Origin of the sequence: Chitinivorax sp. B (assembly GCF_005503445.1) — a bacterium.
Classification (GTDB): domain Bacteria; phylum Pseudomonadota; class Gammaproteobacteria; order Burkholderiales; family SCOH01; genus Chitinivorax.
On record NZ_SCOH01000018.1, the window covers coordinates 21,473 to 46,236 of the forward strand.

Genomic DNA, 24,764 nt, shown 5'->3' on the forward strand with positions numbered 1-24,764 from the left:
GTCATCCCATCTGCTTGGGCAAGGCTTGCGTCGCATGGTGAGCGATACTCGCCTCAGGGTGATCGAAAAACGCTTGCAGAATCTGAAGTGCTGCAACCTGATCAAGCGCGGGTTTGCGCTTACGGCTTGATAAGCCGATTTCAGCCAGCAAGGTATCAGCGACGGCAGAACTAAGTCGTTCATCCACGAGCCTGACAGGCAAAGCAAACCGGCCAAAAAGCCGGTTCGCAAATTTTCGGCAAAGCCGTGTCAGATCATGTTCGGTACCGTCCATGTGGGTGGGTAACCCCACCACCAGCAGCACCGGTTGCCATTCTTGAATCAGCTTGCCGACTTGCTGGAACCGGTCATCATTGCTTTCTGAATGAATGGTCATCAATGGTGTGGCCAATTTCACCATCAAATCACCAGTGGCAACGCCGATCCGTTTCTCGCCAAAGTCGAACGCCAGTACGCCGCCAGCATCAGGGAGCGTAGTTACCGCTTCACTCATCAAGCATGCCCGGCCTGATCTGACAGATTGCCGAAGGCAACACCCAAGCGCTGCATGGCTGCTTCGTAGCGGTCTTCTGGGGCCATTTCAAAGATGATGTCTTGTGAAGCTTCTACCGTCAGCCAGGCATTCTGTGCCAGCTCTTGTTCCAGCTGACCAGCATCCCATCCTGCATAGCCCAAGGTGATCATTAACCGATTGGGCCCACGACCTTCGCCGACGGCTTGCAGAATATCTTTGGAAGTCGTCAGACCAAAACTATCATTCATGGCCAATGTCGACTGCCAATTACCCAATGGATTGTGCAATACGAAACCTCGATCCATCTGCACTGGGCCGCCAAAGTAGACCGGCGTGTCTGCGATATCTTCACGGTTGAGCTCCAGCCCAATCTGCTCAAACAGCCCCTCCAGCGTGAGTTCGATAGGACGGTTGACGACAATACCTAATGCCCCGTTTTCATTGTGCTCACAGATATAGGTCAGAGAGCGTTGAAAATAAGGGTCTGCCATGTTGGGCATGGCGATCAGGAAGTGGTTGGTCAGATTCACGCTTTGCATACCCGAATTATTGCACAATACCGGGGTCAACCCCAATTTTGCTTTTGGATATATGGCCCAGAACACGTATCAGCATGTGCTTTGTTGGTTTCGTCGCGATTTGCGGCTGGGTGATCATGCCGCGCTTTATCATGCATTGAAGTATGGTCGAAAAGTGACCTGTGTATTTGTATTTGACAGGACAATTCTTGACGCACTGCCTAAGCAGGATCGTCGTGTCGAATTTATCTGGCACAGTGTCGCCGAACTGAAAGCAACATTACAGGCTGCTGGTGGCGATTTGATGGTGCTCCAGGGGGATCCTCGTTCCGTAATTCCGGAGCTGGCGGCAGACTGCCAAGCAGAGGCAGTCTATTGTAATCATGACTACGAGCCAGATGCGATTGCTCGCGATCAGCATGTTGCAGCCAGTCTGAGACACGCCGGACGGCAGCTATTCACTTTCAAGGACCAGGTCATTTTTGAGAAAGATGAGGTGCTGACCCAAAGCAGTAAACCATTTACTGCCTTTACACCTTATAAGAATGCTTGGCTGAAGAAACTCACAACGTTTCACGTGAAACCTTACCCTGTTGAGCATTACCTATCGGCTTTGGCTCCTGGACAGACATTGATGCCCACGTTGGCTGACCTGGGCTGTGAGCCGACTGATTTGTTGAGCTTGCGTATTCGACCTGGTAGGAGTGGAGCCCAGGTATTTGTGATGGATTTCTTACAGCGGATCGATCGTTATAAGGATGCCCGTGACTTTCCAGCCATCAAGGGTGTGTCTTATCTATCTGTTCATTTACGATTTGGCACGGTGTCCATCCGTCAATTGGTAAGGGCCGCTTGGCATGGTACGGAGCCGAATGCGGGGCCGGGTCATGAGGCTTGGTTAAATGAACTGATCTGGCGGGATTTCTATCATCAGATTCTTTGGCATCACCCATACGTGGTGAGCCATGCTTTCAAGCCGGAATATGACACGCTACCTTTTCCAAATGATGAGCATGCCTTTCAGGCATGGTGTGAAGGTCGGACTGGTTATCCGATTGTGGATGCGGCGATGCGTCAGTTGAATCATTCGGGCTATATGCACAACCGGTTGCGCATGATTGTTGCCTCTTTTCTGGTGAAGGATTTGCATGTTGATTGGCGGTGGGGTGAACGCTATTTTGCCGAGAAATTGATTGATTTTGATCTGTCGGCGAACAATGGGGGATGGCAATGGGCTGCATCGACTGGGTGTGATGCACAACCCTATTTCCGCATTTTCAACCCGGTGACGCAATCAGAGAAGTTTGATCCCAAGGGGGCATTTATTCGTCGATATGTACCGGAACTGGAGAGGTGTCCAGACCGCTATTTACACGCGCCCTGGATGATGCCACTCGAAGTGCGACAAGCGATGGGGTTTGTATTAGGGCAAACTTACCCAGCCCCAATTGTGGATCATGCTAAAGCACGAGAATTTGCGCTGATTCTGTTTGGAAGGCAGTGAGCAGGTACCCCGTTACCGTGTGCCCCTAGGCAATGTGCTATATAAGCATAAGTAGCAACGAGGCTGTCCACCCCCTGGTTTGGCAAACTCGTCGCACTGACTGAGGGGGGCGATACATGGAGGCAGCTGGTGGGCGCATTTGCGTTGGAAGGGCTTGGAACGCCATGATCCGAATTGTGACGCTCTTGCTGATCGGATGCTGTCTATCAGGCCAAGCCAATGCAGTGGAACCATGGCGTATCGCGTCGGATAATGCTTTTCCACCTTATGCCTATCTTGATTCGGCTAATAAACCTGCTGGGTTGGATACCGAAATTGTTGAAGCAGTGATGCGTCGCCTTGGAGAGCCTTATGATTTGAAAATGGTGCCTTGGGAGCGAGTCAAGTATCTGCTCGACAATAAACAGATTGATATGGCTTTCCAGTTTGTCAAAACTCCAGAACGCGAAGCGCGTTATCGATTGGTCGGCCCATTTCGCAGCGGTCTTACCGTATTGATCGTGCGGGAAGACAGTGACATCCAGGCAGCACGTTTAACGGATCTGCGTGGCTATCTATTTGGTACGGTGCATGGATATGCCTATACAAAGGAATTCGATAGCGCCCAGTTGCAACGTGATGATAAGGCACTGAACCCTTCGCAACTGATACGTAAATTATTATTGGGGCGTGTGGACATCATCATCGGGGACAAAACACAGATATTGCATGCAGCCCGTTTGATGGGGGAAGAAGAGAAATTGCGTGTGCTGGAGCCTCCCTTGGCGGAGTCAGCTCGCTTTGTCGGCTTCCCCAAGGATTCGGACAAGGCGGATCGTTTTGAAATGACACTGAACGAATTGATTCGTAGTGGTGAGATTCAGGTGATTCTGAATCGATGGAAGTAAGTTGGTGCTGTTAACAAGAACCCCGCTAAAGCAGCGGGGTTCTTGACATTTGAACAACACAAATTGTGAGATCAATCACCACTTTCCAGTTTGTTGGCAGTGGTGAAGGTCCAAGTCCGGGTAATACTGATGATGTCGGAATCCTTGCGGACATCCGGCGGGAATGGGGCAAACGGGGCTGACTGGAACACAATGCGTTTGGCTGCTTCATCCAATACCTTGTGACCAGAGCTTCGGTTGATCTCAACACTTGCAATACTGCCATCTGCCTTGATTTCAACCGTCATCTGTAAACGGCCGTGAATCCCTTTCTGCTTGGCTTCGGTCGGATAGAGGTTGGTACCAATGCGCTCGACCTTCAAGCGCCAGTCTTCCACATACCGGGCGAAACGGAACTCCTTGGTACGGGCACCAATGAACTGCTTACGTGGCCGTTGCTGGTAAGCATCCCAATCTTTGCTGATCTGACCTTCCAGGCGCGCCATGGCAAGATTACGTTCAGCGGCATCTTGTGCATCCTTGCCAGTCGTTTGCTGCTGTTCGGCACGGGTGCGTGGATCGGGTTCCGACACGCTCCGATTGGAACGGATCATCGTCATCAGTTTTTGCGCTTCGGTTTCCAGCTGTTGCTGGCGTTGAACCACTTGTTCTACCTGTTGCTCTTGCGCAACATCAGCATCTCTTTGCAGCGGAAGCGGCGTCTTGATGCGGCGATCCTGATCAGTATTGCCGCCGCCATCCAGATTGGCTTGTGCTAATGCCTGGGGGTTAAGCGGGCTGGATTGGGTCTTGCTGTTGACCAGGATCACATCCAGCGGCATGGTGCTGCTGAGCTTTTTCAGCTCAGGGTAGACGAATTTGACCGACAACAGCACTGCATGGGCAGCAATTGAAATGCCCAGTGCAATTTTCAGATAAAAGTCCGAGCGATCTGGCCCGGCGGGCAAGCTAAGGGTAGCCACGGGTTAAAGCCTAACGACATTGTCCTAATCGGTGGATTCTAGGCAAATTTGCGGCCCTTGTCACACCGGATTATCGGAACCTGCTTCCGCAGGGTGGTCATCGGCCTCGGGCGGGGCTGTGTCACTGGTTTCGCTGGTGTCATCGGCATCGATTCGTGCATGGTCGTCGTCGCTTTCTTCTGCCAATACTTCAACTGGGGCAGCAGCAACACCCTTGAATTTGCAATCCACCTCGCGACTCAGGTAATCCACCTCGCCGACGATCAGCTCGACTCGTGTGCCCGGCGCAAGCTCAGGCATGGCGGCGACTTTGGTAACAAATGGAATGCCGGTCAACCGTACCGACTGACCATCACGCAGTACAACGCCACCGATTTCGGTGATGTTTTCCTGTTTCAGCCAACGCAAGCACCAGTAACGTTCCATACCGTCCTGGAAGTCCAGATAGGCATTGTAGGTTGCATCGAAGTCACGCATGGCCTCGAACAGCACCGAGCTGCCTTTGGGGTAGGTGGGGGGGGCATCATGCAGCAATGCAATCAGTTGACGTTGATTGATCAGATCGACGGCACGACGCAGCGGTGAGCTGGACCATGCATACTGCGGTACGCCCAACCCCTGGTGTGGCGACGGGCTGGTAGTCATGCGTACTTTGCCATTTGCCTGGGCACGATAGATACCTGGGATGTTTTTCTTGCCGAGCAAGCCACCCCATTCGCAGTTGACGAAAATCATCAGCTCCGACACCAGTTTGTCAATAGGGGAACCACGTTTGCGAGTAGTGATGCGGATGCGATCGTTGTCGACCTGGAAGTTGTAGTCTACTTGCTGCGGACGGTTCGGGTCGTATTTGCCACGGCGCTTTTCCTGGGCGCAGGCAAATTGCCACAACAGACGCAGTTCGGCCTTGAATGGGTACTCGCCATCCGTATTGTTGGTCAATGTGTCGTCGTTGAATTGGGCTTCCAGAATATCGTTGCGCAAGTTGGCAGCGATTTTGACCTGCTCAATGCGGCTTTCTGTGTTGACCACGTCGAATTCTGGCGTGATGTCGATGTACATCGAAACCGCTGGGCAGGTTTTGCCCTCCTGAAGGGTAAACCGTTGCACGACCTCATCTGGCAGCATGGTGTATTTATTGCCAGGGAAGTAGACCGTGGACAGACGTTGCATCACCAATTGGTCCAATGGACTCTCAGGCAAAATACCCAACGTCGGTGCGGCGATATGTACACCGATACGCCAGTGTCCGTTGTTTAATGAGGTAACGGTGAATGCATCGTCAATTTCGGTGGTACTGGAGTCATCCAGACTGAATGCTTCAGCGGTAGCTAACGGCAGTTCATCTGTGATGGGTGTCGCGGGCGCTTCCGGAAAGCCTGTGCCTTTCGGGAAGTACTCCATCAGGAACATCTGCAGGTGGTAGTCGTGGGCATTCGGTAATGCACCACAACGCTCGAACAGGCGTAGCGGCGATAATTGAAGTTCTTTGCAGGCCTGATCGAGTGCTTTGAATTCGAGCGTGTTTTTGTCGGGCTTGAATAGCAGTTGCATGACCAGTGGCTTGAACGCATCTGGTAGCTCAAAACGGGCAAATTGTTCGACGTATTGGGCCGCGTGCTCGGCTTGCAGGCGTTTCTTCTCAAGGCCAGCCAGTGCAGCTTTCAGTGTTTCTTCCGGTGCTGCCTTGTAACGTCCTTTGCCCTTACGATAGAAATACATGGGTGCCGAGTGGAGGCGAATGGCAACAGCTGCTGCTTCCACACCACTGGGCTTGTGGCCGAAATAGTCTTCAGCCAGTTGCTCAAAGCCAAATTCCTCTTCGCCACAGCATTCCCAAAGAAACGAAATATCAATTTCCTCAGCGGCAGCTTCAGCGCGGGGCAGGAAATCAGCCAGACTGGGTTCGGTGAACTTCAGCAACACATTGGCTGCCTTGATTTTGGAGCGCTTACCGCTGATGGCTTCCACCTGATACGAGGCTTCGGCTGCTTGCATCACGTTACCGACCTTGAAGCCACCATCTTCTTCGTAAAATACGTTCATCGCGCCCAACTGTCTGATCAAATCGGCAGATTATAGCTGAGTTTGCCGACCGGCCTATGGGTACTGCCAGTCGGCTGACAAGTATGTCAGAGGGTATCCAAGGCTGCCTTCAGCATACGTTCGATCTGTTCCGCAATACGGGCTTCAGTTTCCGGTTCGAAACGCTGAATGGCGGGAGTATGAATATGTCCGACAGGTAGTCTGACCCCCATATCATCACGTAGCCGGACACTTCGATAGGAAATTTCGTTGGAGAGGTAGCCACCTCCAGAGCCTTCCACCGAAATTTCGCCACGTAGCTCAGCCAGCCTTTGGGGTGAAAAAGTCCGTTTCAGTGTTGTGACCTGATGATTGTCATTCACTGCGAATGGCTGGTTGACCTGCTGCATCGCTGCTACTGGCAGGCTGAATTCAACAAACTCCTTGCCAGTCAGCGTGCCGCCATCCAGCAAGGGCGCAACAGGACTTCTGGGTGTTCCACCACTTTTCACATTCAGATTGTCAGGAAAGTCTGCACTACGGCGCAGGCCCGGGAAGCGCTCCAGGTCAAAGCTCTGCCGTCCCATGCTGATCGTGGCGACCAGATCCACCCCTTTGTTCCGGTAGAGATCACGTAGCAGGTTTTCTACAAAGCCAGCGTCGAAATCGGCGAAACGTACTGGTGCCAGTACCGCTTCAATCCGTGCGTACTTGTTGCCAATGCGAATTATTTTGCCATCCAGTTTTAATGCTGTCAGGCCGGAGGGATTGCTTTGATCAACATTGCGATCCAGCAGAAACGGATCAAAACCAGTGATCAAGATGCGTTTCAGTCCATCCTGAAAGCGAATGTCGTCCAGCCCACGACTGGTACGCTCGATGATATCCTCCACGCGCTGGCGGCCGATCACATCAGGGGTGAATGCAACAGGCTGCGCGTTGCGAGCCGCCTGTGTCATCATGAGCCGAGCCCAGTATAGAGGGCGGTCATCCAGCCGACCTTGTAGCTTGACGTCGTCACGGGCGGTTTGCCATAAACTGGCGGCATAGTCGGTTGCCGCTTGTTCCATTTCTTGTTGCGAGTTGCTGTTTGCCAGGGCCGCGGTGAATTGGCTGATCAACGCATCGTGCCGGGCCAGGCCCGCGGGCATGGATTCACGGGCCTTGGGCAGGCGTAGTTCTTCCACTGTGGATTCGGCTGCAACGGGCAAGCTGGCAAAAGTGAGTAAAGCCAGGACCAACGATGGGGACAGACGATGACGCATGGTGGAGCGCTCCTCAGATTGGTGAGAGTGTTTGTTTTGCCCCGTATAATGGCGTGATTATGCAGGACGCTCAAGCAATGACAGATATCGATGTTTCACGCCGCTTCGGCGGCATTGCACGGCTATATGGCGAGGCAGCCTTGGCTCGTTTTCAGGCTGCCCATGTGGCAGTGATCGGCATTGGCGGGGTAGGTTCATGGGTAGCCGAGACATTGGCCCGGTCTGCCATTGGCACCTTGACGTTGATTGATCTCGATCATGTGGCTGAATCCAACATCAATCGCCAGCTGCACGCACTGGATACTACGCTGGGTCAAGCCAAGGTAACAGCCATGGCTGATCGCATTCGTGCGTTCAACCCTTTGGCAGTGGTATATGAAGTGGACGAATTTGTTGAGCTAGACAATCTGTCCCGATTGATCGGCCCACAATTCGATTTTGTCGTTGATGCCATCGACAATGTCAAAGTCAAAGCAGCATTGATCGCTTATTGTCGTCGCCACAAGATTAAATTGATTACCTGCGGTGGTGCCGGTGGGCAATTGGACCCTACCCAGATCCAGATTGCCGATCTGGCCCGGACCACGCAGGACCCTCTGCTGGCCAAAACACGCTCGTTGTTGCGACGTGAATATGGCTTCAGCAAAGATGTGAAAAAGAAATTCGACATGCCAGCGGTGTTCTCCACCGAACCGCTGCAATATCCTGTTGCGGCGGCCTGCGATGTGGATGAACCAACTGGTGGGCCCATTGGCTTGAACTGCGCTGGATTTGGCTCATCCGCCTGCGTGACAGGCGTATTTGGAATGGTCGCAGCAAGCTATGTATTGCGTAAGTTGGCGCAATAACAGTCAGGCATCCAGCTTTTTTTCCATTACATAGTCATCCATCACAAAGCCATTGCCGATATCGAATACCGCTTCTGTCCGTACACTGAAGCCGCGTTTTCGGTAAACGGCGATGGAATTGTTGTTGTGTTTGTTCACGGTCAGCATCAACAAGTGGCAGCCTTGATTACGCGCAGCGGTTTCTACTTCATCCAGCATGCAGCGTCCCAGTCCTTGGCCATGCAGCTCTGGCAACAGGTAAAGTTGCTCCAGCTTCATCTCCCCAGGTGTTGTGGTCAGCGCATAGCTCAGATACCCCACAGGTCGGCCCTCGATTTTCAGTACCTTCAGCCAGCGGTCGTCAGCATTTACATAGGCTTGTAGTTTGTCAGCGGTATAACGGCCAGCCAGCATGTATTCGATCTGTTCCATGCTGATGAGGGCGCTGTAATGGGCACGCCAGATGATGTCCCCCAACTGAGCGACAGTAGTGAAGTCAGTTGGGGTCAGTGGGTCGAGCGAGAGGGCAGTTGTAAGCAAGAGGTGCTCCAAATTAGGCTGTGTTGATGAGGATGGTCTACCTTAAACGGGGAGCGGGATGGTTTTCAGGTTGGGTATCACAACTCCTAGACTGGGATATGGGTACTTTTCCTGAATGATCAAGTCTCTGCAAGGTAATGCTTTGAATTGGCAAGATGATGGGACCACGCCTCGAATGGTTGGTTCATCGTCAGACTTCGGTTTACAAATCAATGCCAAATCATGGCCTGGCCCAGATTTCGCGCTACAATGCGCGCCCTGTTTATGACAATTAAGCGCTTGGTAGTCTGAATGCTCAAATTTCTTGGTCTGGAAGCAGCGCTGAGCCTGCTGTCTCGCAAATTATTGTATTTGTGGGTACGCACGCAGGTGCTGCCGCAGGATCTGACCTCGCTCAAACTTGATCCTGACAAGCCGGTTTGCTATGTGTTGCAGACCCGGCAGCTATCCAATTTGCTGGTGCTGGAAACGGAAACCATCCGTACTGGTTTGCCACGAGCCATGGGGCGTTTTCAAAGCTTGGATGTACGGGAGGATCGTTCCTTTTTCTTCCTGACACGTGGTGAAACGCCTGGTCTACGCCGCAAGAATCGTTTCGCCTATTCACCCCGCCTGAAACGGTTGGTGCAGGCTGCTATTGGAAATCCCAAATTCGATGTCCAGTTGGTCCCAGTGACAATTTTGTGGGGCCGGCAACCGCAAAAAGAAGATTCGTTGCTGAAGATTCTTTTTACCGACAGTTGGGCAACACCCAGCGCGTTGAAGCAGTTGTTCAGGGTATTGATCCATGGCCGTGGCACGTTGGTTCGGTTCGAAGAGCCCATCAGCCTTCGTGAGATGGCGGATGAAGGACAGGGTGAAGAACTGACCCTGCGCAAAATAGCCCGTGTGTTGCGGGTACATTTTCGCCGTCAGCGTGAAATGGCCATTGGCCCTGACTTGTCGCACCGTCGCACACAAGTGACTTCCTTGCTGGATAGTGAACCAGTACGAAAGGCAATAGAGGAAGAAGCGCGCGAGAAAAATGTCTTGCCACATAAGGTGGAGGAAAACGCCCGCCGCTATGTGTTGGAAATCGCCGCGGATTATTCCTACCCGACGGTACGCGCATACGAAAAGTTTCTGACTTGGTTGTGGACGCGTCTTTACGACGGGGTAAGGGTCTATCGGATGAACGAGCTGGTGGATTTGGCCGCCAGCGGGCCGGAAATCATTTATGTGCCCACGCACCGTAGCCATATCGATTACCTGCTGATGTCCTATGTCATCTTCAAACAGGGGATGATGGTCCCACATATCGCTGCAGGGGCCAATCTAAACCTGCCTGTGGTAGGCGGTATTCTGCGACGTGGCGGTGCATTCTTTTTACGCCGTACCTTTAAGGGTAACAACCTGTACGCGGCGGTATTCAATGAATACCTGCACATGATGATTCAAAAGGGCTACCCGATTGAATATTTCATTGAGGGTGGCCGCAGCCGTACGGGTCGTTTGTTGAGCCCCAAAGGCGGTATGCTGGCCATGACGTTGGCCAGCTATCTGCGAGATCACAATCGGCCGATCGTGTTCGTGCCCATCTACTTCGGTTACGAAAAGGTGATGGAAGGCGGCACTTATGTTGCCGAACTATCCGGCAAACCCAAAGAGAAGGAATCGATCTGGGGGTTGATCAAGACCATTCGTGACATTGAAAAGGTGTTTGGCGAGGTGCATGTGAATTTCGGTCAACCGATCCCGTTGGCTGATTTACTGGACGAACAGTATCCCGGTTGGCGCGATGAGTCACCGATTGAAGATACCAAAGTACCTTGGGTGACCAAATCGGTCGATGTGCTGGCCAACCGCATCGTGACGCATATCAATGGTGCTGCCGTGGTCAATCCGATCAACTTGTTGGCATTTGCTTTATTGTCGACTCCAAAGCAAGTGGCGGATGAAGACCTGTTGGTTGCCTATCTTGATACCTTGCGAAAAGTGCTGGCTGATGCGCCCTATACAGACCGCGTTGAGATGACGCCATTGGATGGTCGAGCACTGATCGAGTACGGTATGAAGATGAAGGTGTTGCAGCGGTTACAACACCCATTGGGTAACCTGATTCAGTTGGAGCCACAGCAGGCGCTGCAACTGACTTATTTCCGCAACAACATCCAGCATTTGTATACCTTGCCAGGCATGATCGCCTGCTTTCTGACCAGTGAAAACGCGTTGGAACGTAGCCGTATTGTCGAATTGATCAGCAATCTGTATCCATTCCTGCAGGCTGAACTGTTCCTGCATTGGCGTGTTGAAGAGCTGGACGGTGTGATCAATACGATGATTGATGCGATGATTGAGGGTGGATTGCTGGCTGTGCGCAGTGACCAAACCACCATCAAGGCGCCAAACCGCAACAGTGCGGAATACATGCAGCTAGAGATTCTGGCGCGGTCGGTACGGCAGGCAATGGAGCGTTATTACATTGCTGTGGCGCTACTGACACGGCAGGGCTCAGGCAAGATCACTGCTGCACATTTGGAAGAGCTATGCTCATTGTTCGCTCAGCGTCTGGCGATTCTGCATGAGCATCCTGCGCCGGAATTCTTCGACAAAGGTGTCTTCCGTAGCTTCATCCAGACCTTGAAGCGTATCGGCATCCTGTGCGAGAACGAGCAGCGTCAATTGGTATTTGATCGTCAATTGCAGGCAGCCGCCAACGAAGCGCAAATTGTCTTGCCACATGATGTACGGCAGACCGTACAGCAATTGACACGATTGGATGCAGAGGAAATTCGCAAAGCTGTGGCAGAGATTGCAGCCAAGTCGAAGAAGTAAGGTGATGTTCAACAGGCGTTGACGAAACCCAATTGCAAAGGGCTGCAATGCGCAGCCCTTTTGCTTTGTAATCAAATTTCAAGTGCCTACATGGTAAGACGCTTTGATGGCCTGCATGCGTTGCTGTGCCCACTGCAGATTCTGATGCGAAATCGTGATGTGGTGTCCGCAACCGCTGCACCTGAAATGATGGTCGGGGGCTAGTCCTTTCAACCGTTTGCGCGTCTCGTGCCCGCATTCGCCGCATGCCACTACCAGTGATGCGTTCATGTGCTTGTCGAAATCGAGATCGTAAGCCGTTTGCTTCATCGGAACATCCTTTCGAGGATCAGTCAGACAGGCACCGACTCAGTTTCAATTGCTATCCACAAGTTTAACCAACCAGGCACCTGATGGTGCAAGATTGGGAATTCAAATTATGCGGGTGGATTACGCGTGTTCAGAACCGGAGTCGGTTACTCCTCAGTCTATGTCCGAAAGGCTGAATGTTAAGAAAAAATTTCCTAAAGATGTCAAAGGCTTGATAGCAGTCAGGTGGAGCGCGGCCTGGGTATGCGTCACCTCAACCTTTTCATGGCCGGAGAGGTCTCGTCGCTGCAAACGAAATAACAAGGTTTGGGTTGCGATGCCATCACAACATTCTGAAACGATTACCAAGAGGCCGTTGTTTACCCGGTATGGAACCAACGTGGTTGGTACCCATCATTAAGGTGTGGTGTAGATGTGAAATTTGTAGAGGAAAAAGCATGCAAGAAATTGTGGATTTCATTCTTGAGCTGGAAAAACTTAAAGGTGTTACCAGAAAGAACAAGCCCATTGGTTTGTCGCGTTATGAGAACTCGGCAGAACATAGTTGGCAAATTGCCATGCTGGCTATTTCGTTGCAGCAGTATGCTGCCGAGCCGGTCAATATTGACCGGGTTGTTGCCATGTTATTGATCCATGATATTGGTGAGATTGATACCGGCGATACCATCGTTTTTGCAGAGGGGGGATGGGAAGAACGTAAGGCTGCCGAGTTTGTCGCGGTAACGCGTATTTTCGGCTTGTTGCCAGGGTCGTCGGGCGAGTATTTTCTGTCGCTCTGGCAGGAATTCGAACTAGGACAAACCGCTGAAGCACGTTTTGCCAATGCGATGGATCGGGCCATGCCAGCATTGTTGAATCTGAATAACAATGGCCAAAGTTGGCGTGAAAACAACATCAGTTACGAGCGTGTCGTCGACCGCCTTGCCGATCAGATTCAAAACGGCTGTCCCGCGTTATGGCAGTACCTGAAAGTACGGTTGGATACGGCCCATGCCAAGGGTTGGTTTGGGGCATAGTGGGTAAGAATGGAAAGATCTGTCAACGTAGCAATTGCAATGTCAATCTTGGTTGTTGATTGGCCTGAGCGACCATCGCTGTGCCCGACTGCTGCAGGATCCGTTGTCTGGCCAGTGAAGCCGTTTCGGATGCGTAATCGGCATCTCGGATGCGGGAACGCGACGCAGAAACACTTTCTACATGAAATGACAGATTCTGTGACGTGAAGGCCAGCCGGGATAATTGGGCGCCAATCTGTGCCCGTTGCTTGTTCAGATAGTCCATTGCCTCATCGACGTGGGCCAGCGCAAAACTGGGTAGTTTGATCAGGTCGATGTCGTCGACACCCAGTGCCTGTGCATTGATAGCACTGAACGAGGCCGTCAGTGTTTGTTGCGGGTTGGAGCCCAGTTGCAGTTGGTAATAACGGGAACCAGTGCCCCCGGCTACCGTCGGGTAAGTCAGCTTGAAGCCATCGGTCATCTTGTCCGCGTAGCTGGAGCCACGGTCACTCAGTACATCTTTTGCGGATCTAACCTGGCCAGCATCTGCATCAAAGCCACCTACACCACCTGTATCAATGTTGGTGAGATCCATACGGGTATTGATGAAATTGGCACCATTGGCTTGCCAGTCAGTTACAAAGGCTGCCGCAGTGGCATAAGTGCCTCCCGTGATGGTATTCAGCGCCGTATCAAGGTTGGCACCGGATGTAGACAGATGTTGCATCAGGCCTTTGATGCCCCCTGCAACGCCCAACCCTTTCAGACGATCATGCAGATAACGCGTGGCAGCGTAGGCGGAGGAGTAATCAATACTGGCGCTACCCCAGGCTCCGCCAATTTGGTTGACCACCGCATTGACGCCACTGATGGCGATGTCGCCGGCCAGGCGCTCATCGGCGCCATGGATGAGCTCTGCGGTACCTTCCAGAAACCAGGTGGGCATTGCGTTGAAATTGATTGCGCGGCCCATGACGGCGTGCACCATTTCGTGTGCGATGACCCGGTCATTGTAATAGGGGGCCGTGCCGCCATCTGGCAGGTTGGGTGGCACAAAGTCCGCCATGTCCACATTCAGCGATTGATTGAAAACCTTGCCACCAGCCCCGACGGTGCCGGACACGGAAGCCAGTACGTTACCGGCGCCATCGCTGGTATCGAAATTGATGGTCAAGGTGGCGCCATCGCCCACAATCCCATAGTGCTTTTTGATCAGAGATTCGGCTTCTTCGATCCAGCCCAGTTTCAACCCATCGGCTACTGCTCGACGAGTGGCATTGCCACCTATGCTATCGGTACTTTGCGAAAAGATCAGGTCGCCATTGAATTCGGTTTGTGCACCTATTTTGGTAATGCCATTCAACAACTGGACAGTTTCCTGCTGCAGGGCATCGCGGTCACCCGCCGACAGCGATGCATTGTTTGCTTGCACCGCCAATTCGCGTATACGTTGCAGCATGTCGATGACATTGGTCATGGCACTTTCCGCCACCTGCAAAACCCCCACACCATCATTGACGTTACGGATGGCTTGCGTGCTACCTCGTACTTGCGAAGTCATGCGTTCGGAAATCTGTAACCCTGCAGCATCATCACCCGCCTGGTTGATACGCAACCCGCTTGATAACCGTTGCAGCACGCGTTCTGTGCCGTTGGTAGTCTGAGTAAGCTTGCGCTGCGCAAACAGCGAGCCGAGGTTGGTCTGAATCTGCATTGCTGAGGTCGCTTATACAGTCAGTCGGTGAGTTGGGTATACCGGTTATCGGCTATCGCTTGGAAGACTTTAGTCAAAAGTGTCGGTTGCCATCTAATCCTGGATCTCACCTATAACATTGGCGCGACGTAGCAGTATCTCGAGAATGCAAAGCGCTGGTAACTTTGTCATTAAATATTAGATTTATCGGAGGAATTGTCATTCATTCCTGGATTTCATGGATGGGGAGCTTGTTGGTAGGAGAATACCGCTTGCAGCTTTATCCATTGCAGATAGTCATTGCTCTAGCCCCCAACTGCCCCCATCGTTGCATGTCTTACCGTCCATGCTTAACCAATTTTGCAGCCCATCCGCATAAGCTCAATTATTGGTCGGTAAAATGCCTTCTTTTTCCTTCATTTTCCCTGACCATGGCAATGAACTGGCTTGCGACCCGGATCAGTGGTGGGCTCATGCCACCATAAATTTTATGCAACCAATCCTATAAGAAGTCAAAGGTGCTGAATAGCCGCGTCCATTTTGTGCCATCGTGGATACATAGGCCGTGCGGTCCGGCGGTCAGCATAAACTTACCATCTGGGCTGACATCCAACCGGCCGCTATTGGTGCTATTGGGGGCATCGACTTCCACCTCTTGTAAGGGCACGACGGTTTTGTGCTCGGTGTTCAAGGCCCATAGCCCTTCCTGGGATCCCATGTACAGGCGGTTGTTGAACCATACGGTATCGACAGGTGCAAAGCCAAAAGCAATATCAGCATCTGCAACTTTCTCCCACAGGCTTTCCCGGCCGCGCCAGACGCAACCCTTACTATCGGTAATGTAGACGTGACCATCCCCCGCGCAGCAAACTGTATTGAGCTGCTGATTGGAAGGGAATGGGCATTGCTGCCAGCACCTACCGTCAAATCGCCATACGTCGCCTGCTCCACCCACTGCATATATGTCTTCTGCGCTGAAAGCCGCTAAATCGCTGAAACCAATATCCATAAAGGTATAGCGCTTGCCTTGCGCCACATCAGGTGGCATGGGTACCCCCGTGCCTTCGGTACCCAATTCCACCCATTGGTCGGTGCCAATGCGGCGGTAGATCTTACGGTAGTCGCCTAATGCGTATACTTGGTCAGCCGCCCTGACCACGCGCAGAACCACGCCGACCTGGCCGGGTGCGGTCCTCATGTCCAGCACCTGTTCGATAGGTTTTTCGACGCCTTTCCGCTTGGCATTGGCGGAATACACATTGCCGCGGGTATCCACGGCAACGTATTCGGCCGGGTTCACACTACAGGCAATAGTGGTAAAGCCAAAGTCACTAAGCTCGACCAAGGGGAGTGAATCGACGGTGAAGGGTTTGTCATAGATCACCGTCAGAAAACGCGTCCTGGGCAAAATATCCCGGTTATTCGCCTCTTCCACTAGTACCAGGCAAAAGCCGTGCTGTCTAAAGATTGCGCAATCGTAAATCGTGTAACCACGTAAATATCTGCGCCAGGATGCCTCATCAAAAATTGCTGCCAAACTTGATTTCCTCTCTTAAAACCTGTTCAAAGTCTCGTAAGCAAGAGAGACAAAGGAGGTCCAATGGATAAACTACAGGCCGGTATTGTGGAATCGCTATGCAGTCCTGTCGTAGTCGCAGATACTTTTCCAGCCAAGCGAAACTACATTCAACGACCCAGCACTGGAGCATCACCTTGAAAGCATGTCGTTCGCTGCACTTGGCGATCTGTGCCGTCACATACTCCTCCTGCATTTCACGGACGTGTTCCGCAAAGAGCTGCCCCATGTGAGCCCTGTCAAGTCAGCACCGACCACGTTCTGTGCGTCTACAATCAAGAGCGTGCTATGACGCTATGCCTCCGACTCCCGTGGGCAACACCAAGCTGGTTTGTTAAGCGAATGTTTCAACAGGTTACCGCCTTCATGTGGCTCACACCAGGTAGTGGAGTACAAATGCACCATACTCCACTTGGCCAAGGCTTCGGGCAGCTTGCGCCGTTGGTGTCGGTAGTCATCCAATCCTAGATCTCAGAAGCAACTTTGGCACGGCACAACAACATCTCAGAAATGCAATACAGGGGCGACTTTTTAATTTAATCATGGGTTTTCTGGATATATTTTCATTCTATTCTAGATTTATCACGGGACCGCTTGGTGACTCAGCGTTAGCGCCTGTTGCTCTTCCAATTGGTTTCTTCCATTTCACTGCGACGGGCGTTCAGTCTAGACGCGTGTCATTCTCGCCAAACCAAACCAAACCAAACCAAACCAAACCAAACCAAACCAAACCAAACCAAACCAAACCAAACCAAACCAAATTGATTTCGCAGCCCATCCGAACAAGACGCTGAACGCCTAGCAAAAGCCCGCTATTGGTCGACAATCCAATGACAACCGACAAAAAGATAACGGAATCAATGCAGAAAAATACCCCTGCGTCTGCTGTTGCTGCAGGGGCATGATGTGCTATTGAGATCACATCAAATTGTTGAGTCGGGTATCAAGGCTGAACGACCAGATAATCGACAACGGTGTGCAAAGGTGAACCCCAGTTGACGAAGACCCGGATGGAGACGGCACCATTGCGCGGTGCAACATTGTGAATGGTATAGACTGCTGAGCCGATAAAACGGTTTCCGCCGCCATCAGCTTCGCTGAAAGATACATAAACCCTGGAGTTGGCCGTAATTCTCCAATCATACAGGGTGAGAATCCACCAGCCGTTTTTATTGCCCCAATCGATCCGTTCAGTATAGAAACTGGCCAGTAATGGAGTTTTGGGTGAAGCCATTGGTTCATTAGGGCCGGGCTTGGCAATGGTGACACTACGGGTGTCTTGCTGTTGGACAACATCTACCTGGGCGAGATTACTATCAATAGCTTGTGCCATAACAGTACTGCCACCGAGACCAACAGCAAATGCCTGTAAGGTTAGTACGGTCAGCATGCGGCAGGTGCCGATGCGCCACTTGGAAACTTGCGTAGTCATGATGTTTCATCCTTTCCAAAACAGGTGTACACATATTCGGTGGAATCACTGAAGGTGCTTGACCTGCTCAAAAGCCTGATATTTATGAAACCAGTTGTTTCACCATGAAGACACCTCCTTTTGTTTGATAGGATTTCAAATCAACAATGGCAGTTGAATGTCTGAAAGCTGACATTGCTAGAATTTATTTCGAATGCAATCATTGATTTGATATGTCCATATCTGCCATGTTGACTTTTTACTTGGCAGATACAGAGGTCTATATCTATATTGAACGGTGCAAGCTCACATTACTTCCATCTGAACAGCCAAATCAATAACGCAGCGTGCATTAGATAAATTCTGGTGGCGCGTACTCAATTTATCCCTAACAGATGCTATGCGTGGTCGAAATCAATCACGCCATACCACTACCGTGTTTTCCCGCTTTGCTCACATACGATTTTAATGTTGTGTGATGAATATGCTGATTCAGATGCGCCTTGCAGGAGGTGGATCATGAATGAACGCGAACTGAAGAATATGATCATCAACATATTGGAATCTGCACAGTATGGGACTTTGCAAGAATTTCAGGCAATTGTAGCGAACGGTATTCAGCGGGGAGTCGGTTTTGATGGTTTGGTTTGGGGTGCAGGCAGACAATTGACATCTGGTGCAATTGATATTGAACTGGCCTATCTTGAAGGCCGCGACAAGTCACTGCTGAGTGATTACCAGCAGATTGCCGAAATCGATCCGACTTCACAGAAATTTATGGCCAATCCCCAGCTACCACAAAACATCACAGTAGCGTGTGCCTATCAAAAACCATCCTTGACGATTGCACGAGACTACTTGAATCATTACGATATCAGCCAAATATTGCTTTGTGGCTTGAATCAGAATAATCAACATACATTCAGATGGATGACATTTTATCGAGGGGATGATTTGCCTTTTAACGAAAATGATGTTGATCTGGTTGCTTTTCTGGTTCCTCTTATACATCGGATTGAACAACTTCGGCACTGCACGACAGAAATGCAGAAGATGGCGCATCAGGCTGATCCGGCAGAAAAATATGAACGATTCAGTACTCTGACCCAAAAAGAGAGCGAGGTTGCATTCTCGTATATTGGGGGGAACAACTATAAGGATATTGCACGGATGCTTGGCATGGCACCTAATACCGTGCGGCGTCATTTATGGAGTATTTATCAAAAGCTGGAAGTGCATAGTCGCAGCACATTGCGCATGCGTCTGCTGGGCTGAAGGGCGTAACAGCTGCCTGTCAGCGAGCAGTTGTGCCATGTTGAGTAGGTGTAGCTCTTTTCGTGATTGAACGTCACGTCACACGTTTTATATGAAGTAGTCAGCTTCCTGATCTGGCGACAAGGTGATGGGTATTTTCACAATAGCAAGGAACAACACATGGTCGATACGCTGACACAGTCAGGACGAACAACCAGTAACACCCGTGCCAACGAGCCAGCCCAAGCAATTTCGCCTTGTACCATGGGTTGGATCATGGCAGTCAACGATAAGGCGCTGGGCCATGCGCAAGTCCAAATCGACTGGTATCGGATGCAGAGCAAGCGTTGCAGAATCTGGGCGCGTGGACTGCGTGGCGGCATCATTGTCATGACGGGTGTCGCTGGGGTTATCCCAATGTTGGAGCAGGCCAAAGTGACATGGTGGGGGGCTGGGCCAATAGAATCGATCTGGTCATCCATTCTGGTCGGGGTCGCCGCTATTTTATTGGGGCTGGATAAGTATTTTGGCCATGCTACGGCCTGGATGCGTTTCATGCGGGCCAGCCAGCAATTGGGCGCGAGCAAATGCCAGTTTGAGCGGGATTGGGACATTCAGTATGCGCATTGGGGTTGTGAACTGCCATCGGGTGAGTCAATGGAAAACTGGTTGGTTCGTGTTCGTTCGTTTTATACCGAAGTGGATAAGATTGTTGGCCATGAAACCGAGCAATGGATTGCGGAATTTTCAAACGTGGTCAACCAGTTGAATCAACAATCACCAGATCGCCATTAGGGCCGCGCGAGTTGTTGCGATCATGAAAGGGGATTGAAGCAATGCAAGTGATGCTGAGACATGCGCAACAGGCTGATTTGGCTGAACTGCAAGCACTGATTGCCAGGTCAATCAGGATATTGGGAAAGGGCCATTACACCACCGCACAAATCGAGGCTGCGCTGACCGGTGCATTTGGTGTCGATACACAGTTGATTCGCGATAGCACCTATTTTGTTGCAGAGCGGGATGGCGAGCTGGTGGGATGTGGTGGGTGGAGTCATCGACACACCCTGTTTGGTAGCGATGCCTACCAGCAACGTAATGCTGCCGAATTGGACCCAACCCTGGATGCCGCCGGAATCCGTGCCTTCTTTGTCGACCCTGCCGCTGTGCGATGTGGTGTTGGCAGCGTGATCTTGTCTCATTGCGAAGCTGCGGCGCGCACTCATGGGTTTCAACGTGCCCAGCTCATGGCTACTTTACCGGGCGTATGTCTATATGAAGCCCGTGGCTATGTCCGGGAAGAAGTGGTGCTGCATGAAGTGGCACCCAATCTGACCATCCAGTTTGTCCGTATGAGTAAAGCGTTGGTTTAACGGTCGCTTCGGCATCCACATGCTGTAACGTCAGGTGGCTGCCGTGCCTGGGTTTGTCAGCAATCGTTCCGCCAATACCTGGTCAAGATAGCCACCCCGATAACGAATGTGCTGGGCCAACCGGCCCACCATGCGGAACCCTTGTTGTAAATAAAAGGCTTGGGCTGCTGTATTATCCGCCCGGATATACGCGATGATTTTCTGGTAGCCCAGCTTCTGGGCCTCTTCCAACAAAACATGAGTAAGGCGAGTGCCCACACCATGGCCACGGTAGGTATCATCAATAAATGTGCTGATTTCGCCGATATGTGAAGTGGCCGTATCGCCACCTTGTAATGGCTCAAGACTTTGCAAACCCACAATAGCCTGGGTGTCGATATGCTCCGCGACCAGAAAGCAACCCGACTTTGAAAAGGTACGAATGTATTCAGCTTGTTCTGCAACGGTGATGGGTTTTTCCATGGCTGTCAGCAGTTGTGTCGCAATGATGTCATTCAGAATACGTGCCGTCGCTGCTGCATCGTCAATACAGACTGGACGTATATGAAGGTGAATGGCAGGCTTGGTCATCGTTGGCTTGGTTATGTTGTGACGCAATGAGTGTTTAACGGTTGGTTGGCAACACATCTTTACTACATGACTGATCGATCGTATGTACTTGGAATTTTTTCAGGTTAGGGATCGACCCAACAGTTGAATGATGTCTTGGCTAACTGCATTGCGACAGGTACTGCAGCCGTTGCAAGCGCTGTTCGACGAGTGAACCATGCCAATATGTCCTGATTGTGTGCACAGTCCATCGACCATGTTGCCCATTCCCGTATCTAATTAATGATTGTCGAAACCACGGATCAGCGGCTGAACAAGCATTTTTGTCAATGCACCGGCATTGCAAAACAGCAACCCAGCTTTTTAGTGAAGTTGGCTCAAGGCAGTGGTTTTGATCGTCATGCCGGCAATCACACCCTGGGCAGTAATTGGCAAAAGGAAGCCAACTACCAGTTGGCTTCCTACTTTGTTGCTACGAAGGGATAGTTGAGGCCAATGCCACAATTGCTTTGGCGGCCTCGGCCTTCTGTGCCGGTGAGCGTATGTCGCCAGCCACTTGCAGGTCATACCATTTATTGCCGCTGACCCAATCTAACGACCACAATACCTTGGATGAGTTTCCTGTCATCAGGGCCAATGTGGCTGGGTACTGGCGAACCTGCTGGTTTTGATATTCCTTGAACGACAGTATGCCCCCACCGGCGCCCTTATAGTCCCATTCTGTCAACATCAACAAATGGCCTTGCGCGTCGCGAAACATCCGCGCAACCCGGTAAAACGGACCATTGACGTTGTTGATATTGCCGTCAATCACATAGCCAAGTAATTGATAGCGCGCAAACGGCGACCCGGTGAGGTCGGCCAGTTTAACCCGGATTTTCGCCTTGATCTGGTCATATCCGACAATCATGGACTTCATGAAATCGAGTTCGCCGACCCGCTCTTCGTTCCCTCTTGATTCCAGCCACGGTTGTTGTGCAAACGCACGGACACTCCCTTCATTCGGGCCAGCGCCTGGCCGTTTGCCCGACCGGACAAAGTCCTGTGCGGGTTCCGGCAACTCATTGATCGACATGACATTATTCGTGCCAGGCTTGATCGGCGGCAGGCTGTTGATGAATGGCTTGGGCGGGGTAGGTGCCTCGGCAGCGAATGCAGGTTCCGGCAACTCATTGATAGGCATGACATTATTCGTGCCAGGCTTGATTGGCGGCAGGCTGTTGAATGGTTTGGGCGGGGTAGGTGCCTCGGCAGCGAAAGCACTGCTACCCAGGGCCAAGCTGAGTACGATCAATTTAATATGTTTCATGATTTAGAATCCCATCTCTGACAAGTTGCAATTTTGAGCTTTCGTTAAACCGTAAAATAGTGTTTTTTGACGACGAGGGTCATGATAATAGTGAGTGCCGCGCACAAAATATCCATATCCTTTAAATTGATTATCTGAGTAAAGGCTAATGGTTGCCGGCAGGTCGGCATTCACTTTTTCGACAATTTTTGCAACACCAGCACGGGCGCTATATAGCAACCGACGATTGTGATTGAAAATCGCCCCTTTCTGGAAAGTCGGACTATTGTTGATGGCATCACTAAACACATATGCTCCCCATGGCGATTCCAGTGAACGGAATCGTTGCCAGGAAACGGGGCGCGAGTAGTCACGGTTAGCCGAAAAACGGTACTCGCCGGACGCCGAGTATTGTTCGGACGCAGCCCATAGCCAGTACCGTGTTTGCCCATAGTCCGCGGTAATCGATTCCAGGACAAAATAGTTTACCCGCTCACTGGGTGGAATATCGGCAATGCTGGCGGGTGCCCCAAGTGCAATGAAGAATTGGGCCGATGCCGCATAGGCCCATTTATCACTTAGCTCCTTCATGCTGCATGCTCGGCTGAATGCGCCAATGGCATGCGCCGCAGGCGACATCAGGTAAGCTGCTGTCAAGACAGCAACTATCGTATTCTGCTTCATAGTGGATCCAAATATTATTGGTAGTAAGGCAAGCCAGCGTCGCCGCTAGATAGGTTGGGCCATGTGATTGTCGGGGTGCCGATGAAGCTTGGCGTAAAAGGCGGCGGGTTAGGTGCATCCACCGGCGGTTGCAGTACCATGCCGCCACTGGGTGGTTGCGGCGCTGCGGGGAGCGGAAACTTGTATTTCCCCTCGCCATAGGTGAGTGGGTGATGACTGCCATCGGTCAGCGAGATGCCATATACCCAAATACCCTGACCACCGAACGCGGCCTTGTAACGTTCTAGGCTGATGACGAAACGATGTGGAATCTCGTTATCACCGCAAATTACACCGATCGCCCCCTCGCTACCTAAGTTGGCTGGGAATTCCCCTACCAAGGTGCCCCCAGCATTGGCGCCCGCGTAGCGGTACAGATACACCGATGACGAACGAGGTACGTCAATGGTGCATGTCCACCCTTGTAGCACATCAGATCCGTCCGTAGCCTTGTATATACCATCGACGTAACCAGTCACGGTAGGATGTGTATTGCCACCACCGCCCCCTCCGTTGGCTGACTTCTCGTCGTCATCGGTGCTCAACAAAAGGATCAGATCGACCATCTGCTTGTTGGTCAACCCCGTCAGGGCGGCGGGCGGCTTATCAGGTCGGTGGAAGGCATTGGCGGCATGGGGTTTGGCTGCCGCAGCGGGCGGGTTGGGCAGATACGATGGCAGCTCACTGGCCAACGTGAATTGACCTGACAGACTGGCCAGGGCGATCAACAGCAAATTGCGGGTCGGATGGATCATGGTCAAGGCTTTGTGCGGACGAGACTGGATGAATCGCTGCCACCAGGCAGCGATCAGGTGCCATTCAAGGCTTTGGCAACGGGTGCTAGTCGTTGATTAGCATCAGATAGCCGGGGGTTGGTGCTTGTTGGTAGGTCGGGATGATGTTGCAGGCAGTGGGCGCTGGGGCGCCAGGGCGGTCCCAATAGGCCACGGTGGTCCTGACTTTGCTGATTACTGCTGTCTTGGCCGCAGCAAAGAAGCTGGCACACACTTGTGGTGAAATGCCTCGCCATTCTGTATTCAGGTTGCAAATCTGAATCCAGTCATTCCGCCAATCTGGCCGAATAAAGAATTCGCCACTTTCGTTCATATACTGTTGCGTAATCTTGCCGGTACAAAAGATCGGCTCAGCCGTGGCGGGGGCGGAGAGATACAAGGTGGCCAAGGCGGCAGCCATACAGCCATTCAAACGAATTGACATGGATATTCCAACAGTGACAAATAGATTAGATTTATTGCCGCGTCTTTTCAGTGAGTTTTAACGGCTGAAGGTAAATAGGGCGTTAACTGAAAAAACACGTTACAAACAGCATGGCGGCGGACTATAGAGAGGCTGAAATGTATTTGCAACTATATGCCTTTATAGATAAATGCATAAATTCTATCTGTCTGGTTTTATTAAAAACTGAAATTGACGTGATTAGATTCGATTCCATAGCGCATATCCAGTTGAAACATCATGAAGATGACGGGCTGACCGGAAGGATGAGTCGGATTGTTATCCAAAATAACAAATGGGTTTTGAGTGGTACATGCGAATATTAAACGTATGGAAAGAATCGCACTTTCATACACCCCGGTATTTGTAGACATCACATGGCATATTTGGAACGTTGGGCAGGATTTGTTCGAAAACAGCTTCTGTGTGGTAGGTAATACGTAACTTCATACCATTTCGCTACCATGTACTTGTTGATTCAGGCGTTTTCTAAAACGG

At 51.4% G+C, this 24,764-nt stretch carries 22 protein-coding genes; 8 read left to right on the forward strand and 14 right to left on the reverse strand.

What is annotated here, in order from left to right; all coding sequences use genetic code 11:
* Position 1 precedes the first annotated feature (1 nt).
* Positions 2-493 (reverse strand): Holliday junction resolvase RuvX, encoded by a 492-nt coding sequence (gene ruvX, locus FFS57_RS12510; protein ID WP_137938133.1) that lies wholly within the window; start codon positions 491-493, stop codon positions 2-4.
* On the reverse strand, positions 493-1,053 hold the full coding sequence (locus FFS57_RS12515; protein WP_137938134.1) for a YqgE/AlgH family protein: 561 nt from the start codon (positions 1,051-1,053) through the stop codon (positions 493-495). The genes ruvX and FFS57_RS12515 overlap by 1 nt, the downstream gene beginning before the upstream one ends.
* A 52-nt stretch (positions 1,054-1,105) precedes the next feature.
* On the opposite strand from FFS57_RS12515, the gene FFS57_RS12520 reads away from it, so the two are divergent.
* Together FFS57_RS12520 and FFS57_RS12525 are read left to right on the forward strand one after the other, a co-directional pair.
* A complete protein-coding gene (locus FFS57_RS12520; RefSeq protein WP_137938135.1) occupies positions 1,106-2,536 on the forward strand; it encodes a cryptochrome/photolyase family protein in 1,431 nt (476 codons plus the stop codon).
* Positions 2,537-2,700: 164 nt separating this feature from the next.
* Complete coding sequence (locus tag FFS57_RS12525) at positions 2,701-3,423, forward strand: substrate-binding periplasmic protein (protein WP_171013900.1); 723 nt, start codon at positions 2,701-2,703, stop codon at positions 3,421-3,423.
* A 71-nt stretch (positions 3,424-3,494) separates the two neighbouring features.
* On the opposite strand, the gene FFS57_RS12530 is transcribed toward FFS57_RS12525, so the two are convergent.
* From FFS57_RS12530 to FFS57_RS12540, 3 genes are all read right to left on the reverse strand, one after another.
* Positions 3,495-4,385: an energy transducer TonB gene (locus FFS57_RS12530; RefSeq protein WP_249383987.1), complete on the reverse strand. Its 891-nt coding sequence runs from the start codon at positions 4,383-4,385 to the stop codon at positions 3,495-3,497.
* A 60-nt stretch (positions 4,386-4,445) separates the two neighbouring features.
* Positions 4,446-6,431, reverse strand: a complete 1,986-nt coding sequence (locus tag FFS57_RS12535; RefSeq protein ID WP_137938137.1) for a ribonuclease catalytic domain-containing protein — start codon at positions 6,429-6,431, stop codon at positions 4,446-4,448.
* A gap of 86 nt (positions 6,432-6,517) precedes the next feature.
* Positions 6,518-7,675 carry a PA0049 C-terminal domain-containing protein gene (locus FFS57_RS12540; protein ID WP_137938138.1) on the reverse strand — a complete coding sequence of 386 codons (1,158 nt, stop codon included), beginning with the start codon at positions 7,673-7,675 and terminating at the stop codon, positions 6,518-6,520.
* A 77-nt stretch (positions 7,676-7,752) separates the two neighbouring features.
* On the opposite strand from FFS57_RS12540, the gene tcdA reads away from it, so the two are divergent.
* Positions 7,753-8,523 carry a tRNA cyclic N6-threonylcarbamoyladenosine(37) synthase TcdA gene (gene tcdA, locus FFS57_RS12545; RefSeq protein ID WP_349306737.1) on the forward strand — a complete coding sequence of 257 codons (771 nt, stop codon included), beginning with the start codon at positions 7,753-7,755 and terminating at the stop codon, positions 8,521-8,523.
* 3 nt (positions 8,524-8,526) lie between these two features.
* Here tcdA and FFS57_RS12550 read toward each other — a convergent pair whose 3' ends face one another.
* Positions 8,527-9,042, reverse strand: coding sequence for a GNAT family N-acetyltransferase (locus tag FFS57_RS12550; protein WP_171013902.1), 516 nt, complete (start codon positions 9,040-9,042; stop codon positions 8,527-8,529).
* Between the two features lie 291 nt (positions 9,043-9,333).
* On the opposite strand from FFS57_RS12550, the gene plsB reads away from it, so the two are divergent.
* Positions 9,334-11,856: a glycerol-3-phosphate 1-O-acyltransferase PlsB gene (plsB, locus tag FFS57_RS12555; RefSeq protein WP_137938141.1), complete on the forward strand. Its 2,523-nt coding sequence runs from the start codon at positions 9,334-9,336 to the stop codon at positions 11,854-11,856.
* A gap of 746 nt (positions 11,857-12,602) precedes the next feature.
* Complete coding sequence (locus tag FFS57_RS12565; protein WP_137938143.1) at positions 12,603-13,181, forward strand: HD domain-containing protein; 579 nt, start codon at positions 12,603-12,605, stop codon at positions 13,179-13,181.
* 22 nt (positions 13,182-13,203) lie between these two features.
* Here the strand turns inward: FFS57_RS12565 and FFS57_RS12570 are convergent, their stop codons facing one another.
* The 3 genes from FFS57_RS12570 to FFS57_RS12585 all read right to left on the reverse strand — a co-directional run bounded on the left by FFS57_RS12570 (position 13,204) and on the right by FFS57_RS12585 (position 17,864).
* Positions 13,204-14,877 (reverse strand): flagellinolysin, encoded by a 1,674-nt coding sequence (locus FFS57_RS12570; protein WP_137938144.1) that lies wholly within the window; start codon positions 14,875-14,877, stop codon positions 13,204-13,206.
* Between the two features lie 481 nt (positions 14,878-15,358).
* The gene (locus FFS57_RS12575; RefSeq protein ID WP_137938145.1) at positions 15,359-16,393 is read right to left on the reverse strand and encodes a hypothetical protein; all 1,035 of its coding nucleotides are present in this window, start codon (positions 16,391-16,393) and stop codon (positions 15,359-15,361) included.
* A 982-nt stretch (positions 16,394-17,375) separates the two neighbouring features.
* The gene (locus tag FFS57_RS12585) at positions 17,376-17,864 is read right to left on the reverse strand and encodes a hypothetical protein (RefSeq protein WP_137938147.1); all 489 of its coding nucleotides are present in this window, start codon (positions 17,862-17,864) and stop codon (positions 17,376-17,378) included.
* A gap of 498 nt (positions 17,865-18,362) precedes the next feature.
* Between FFS57_RS12585 and FFS57_RS12590 the strand changes: the two genes are divergently transcribed.
* The 3 genes from FFS57_RS12590 (at position 18,363) to FFS57_RS12600 (ending at position 20,470) form a co-directional block, all read left to right on the forward strand.
* Entirely contained in the window at positions 18,363-19,118 is a 756-nt protein-coding gene (locus tag FFS57_RS12590) for a helix-turn-helix transcriptional regulator (protein WP_249383988.1), read from the forward strand.
* A 159-nt stretch (positions 19,119-19,277) separates the two neighbouring features.
* The gene (locus FFS57_RS12595; protein ID WP_137938148.1) at positions 19,278-19,892 is read left to right on the forward strand and encodes a DUF4231 domain-containing protein; all 615 of its coding nucleotides are present in this window, start codon (positions 19,278-19,280) and stop codon (positions 19,890-19,892) included.
* A 41-nt stretch (positions 19,893-19,933) separates the two neighbouring features.
* Complete coding sequence (locus FFS57_RS12600) at positions 19,934-20,470, forward strand: GNAT family N-acetyltransferase (RefSeq protein WP_137938149.1); 537 nt, start codon at positions 19,934-19,936, stop codon at positions 20,468-20,470.
* Positions 20,471-20,500: 30 nt separating this feature from the next.
* Here FFS57_RS12600 and FFS57_RS12605 read toward each other — a convergent pair whose 3' ends face one another.
* The 5 genes from FFS57_RS12605 to FFS57_RS12625 all read right to left on the reverse strand — a co-directional run bounded on the left by FFS57_RS12605 (position 20,501) and on the right by FFS57_RS12625 (position 24,248).
* Positions 20,501-21,040 (reverse strand): GNAT family N-acetyltransferase, encoded by a 540-nt coding sequence (locus FFS57_RS12605; protein ID WP_171013904.1) that lies wholly within the window; start codon positions 21,038-21,040, stop codon positions 20,501-20,503.
* A gap of 451 nt (positions 21,041-21,491) precedes the next feature.
* Entirely contained in the window at positions 21,492-22,328 is an 837-nt protein-coding gene (locus FFS57_RS12610; RefSeq protein ID WP_137938151.1) for a hypothetical protein, read from the reverse strand.
* Positions 22,329-22,331: 3 nt separating this feature from the next.
* Entirely contained in the window at positions 22,332-22,991 is a 660-nt protein-coding gene (locus tag FFS57_RS12615) for a hypothetical protein (protein WP_137938152.1), read from the reverse strand.
* A 14-nt stretch (positions 22,992-23,005) separates the two neighbouring features.
* A complete protein-coding gene (locus FFS57_RS12620) occupies positions 23,006-23,785 on the reverse strand; it encodes a hypothetical protein (RefSeq protein ID WP_137938153.1) in 780 nt (259 codons plus the stop codon).
* 85 nt (positions 23,786-23,870) lie between these two features.
* The gene (locus FFS57_RS12625) at positions 23,871-24,248 is read right to left on the reverse strand and encodes a hypothetical protein (protein ID WP_137938154.1); all 378 of its coding nucleotides are present in this window, start codon (positions 24,246-24,248) and stop codon (positions 23,871-23,873) included.
* Positions 24,249-24,764: the final 516 nt, after the last annotated feature.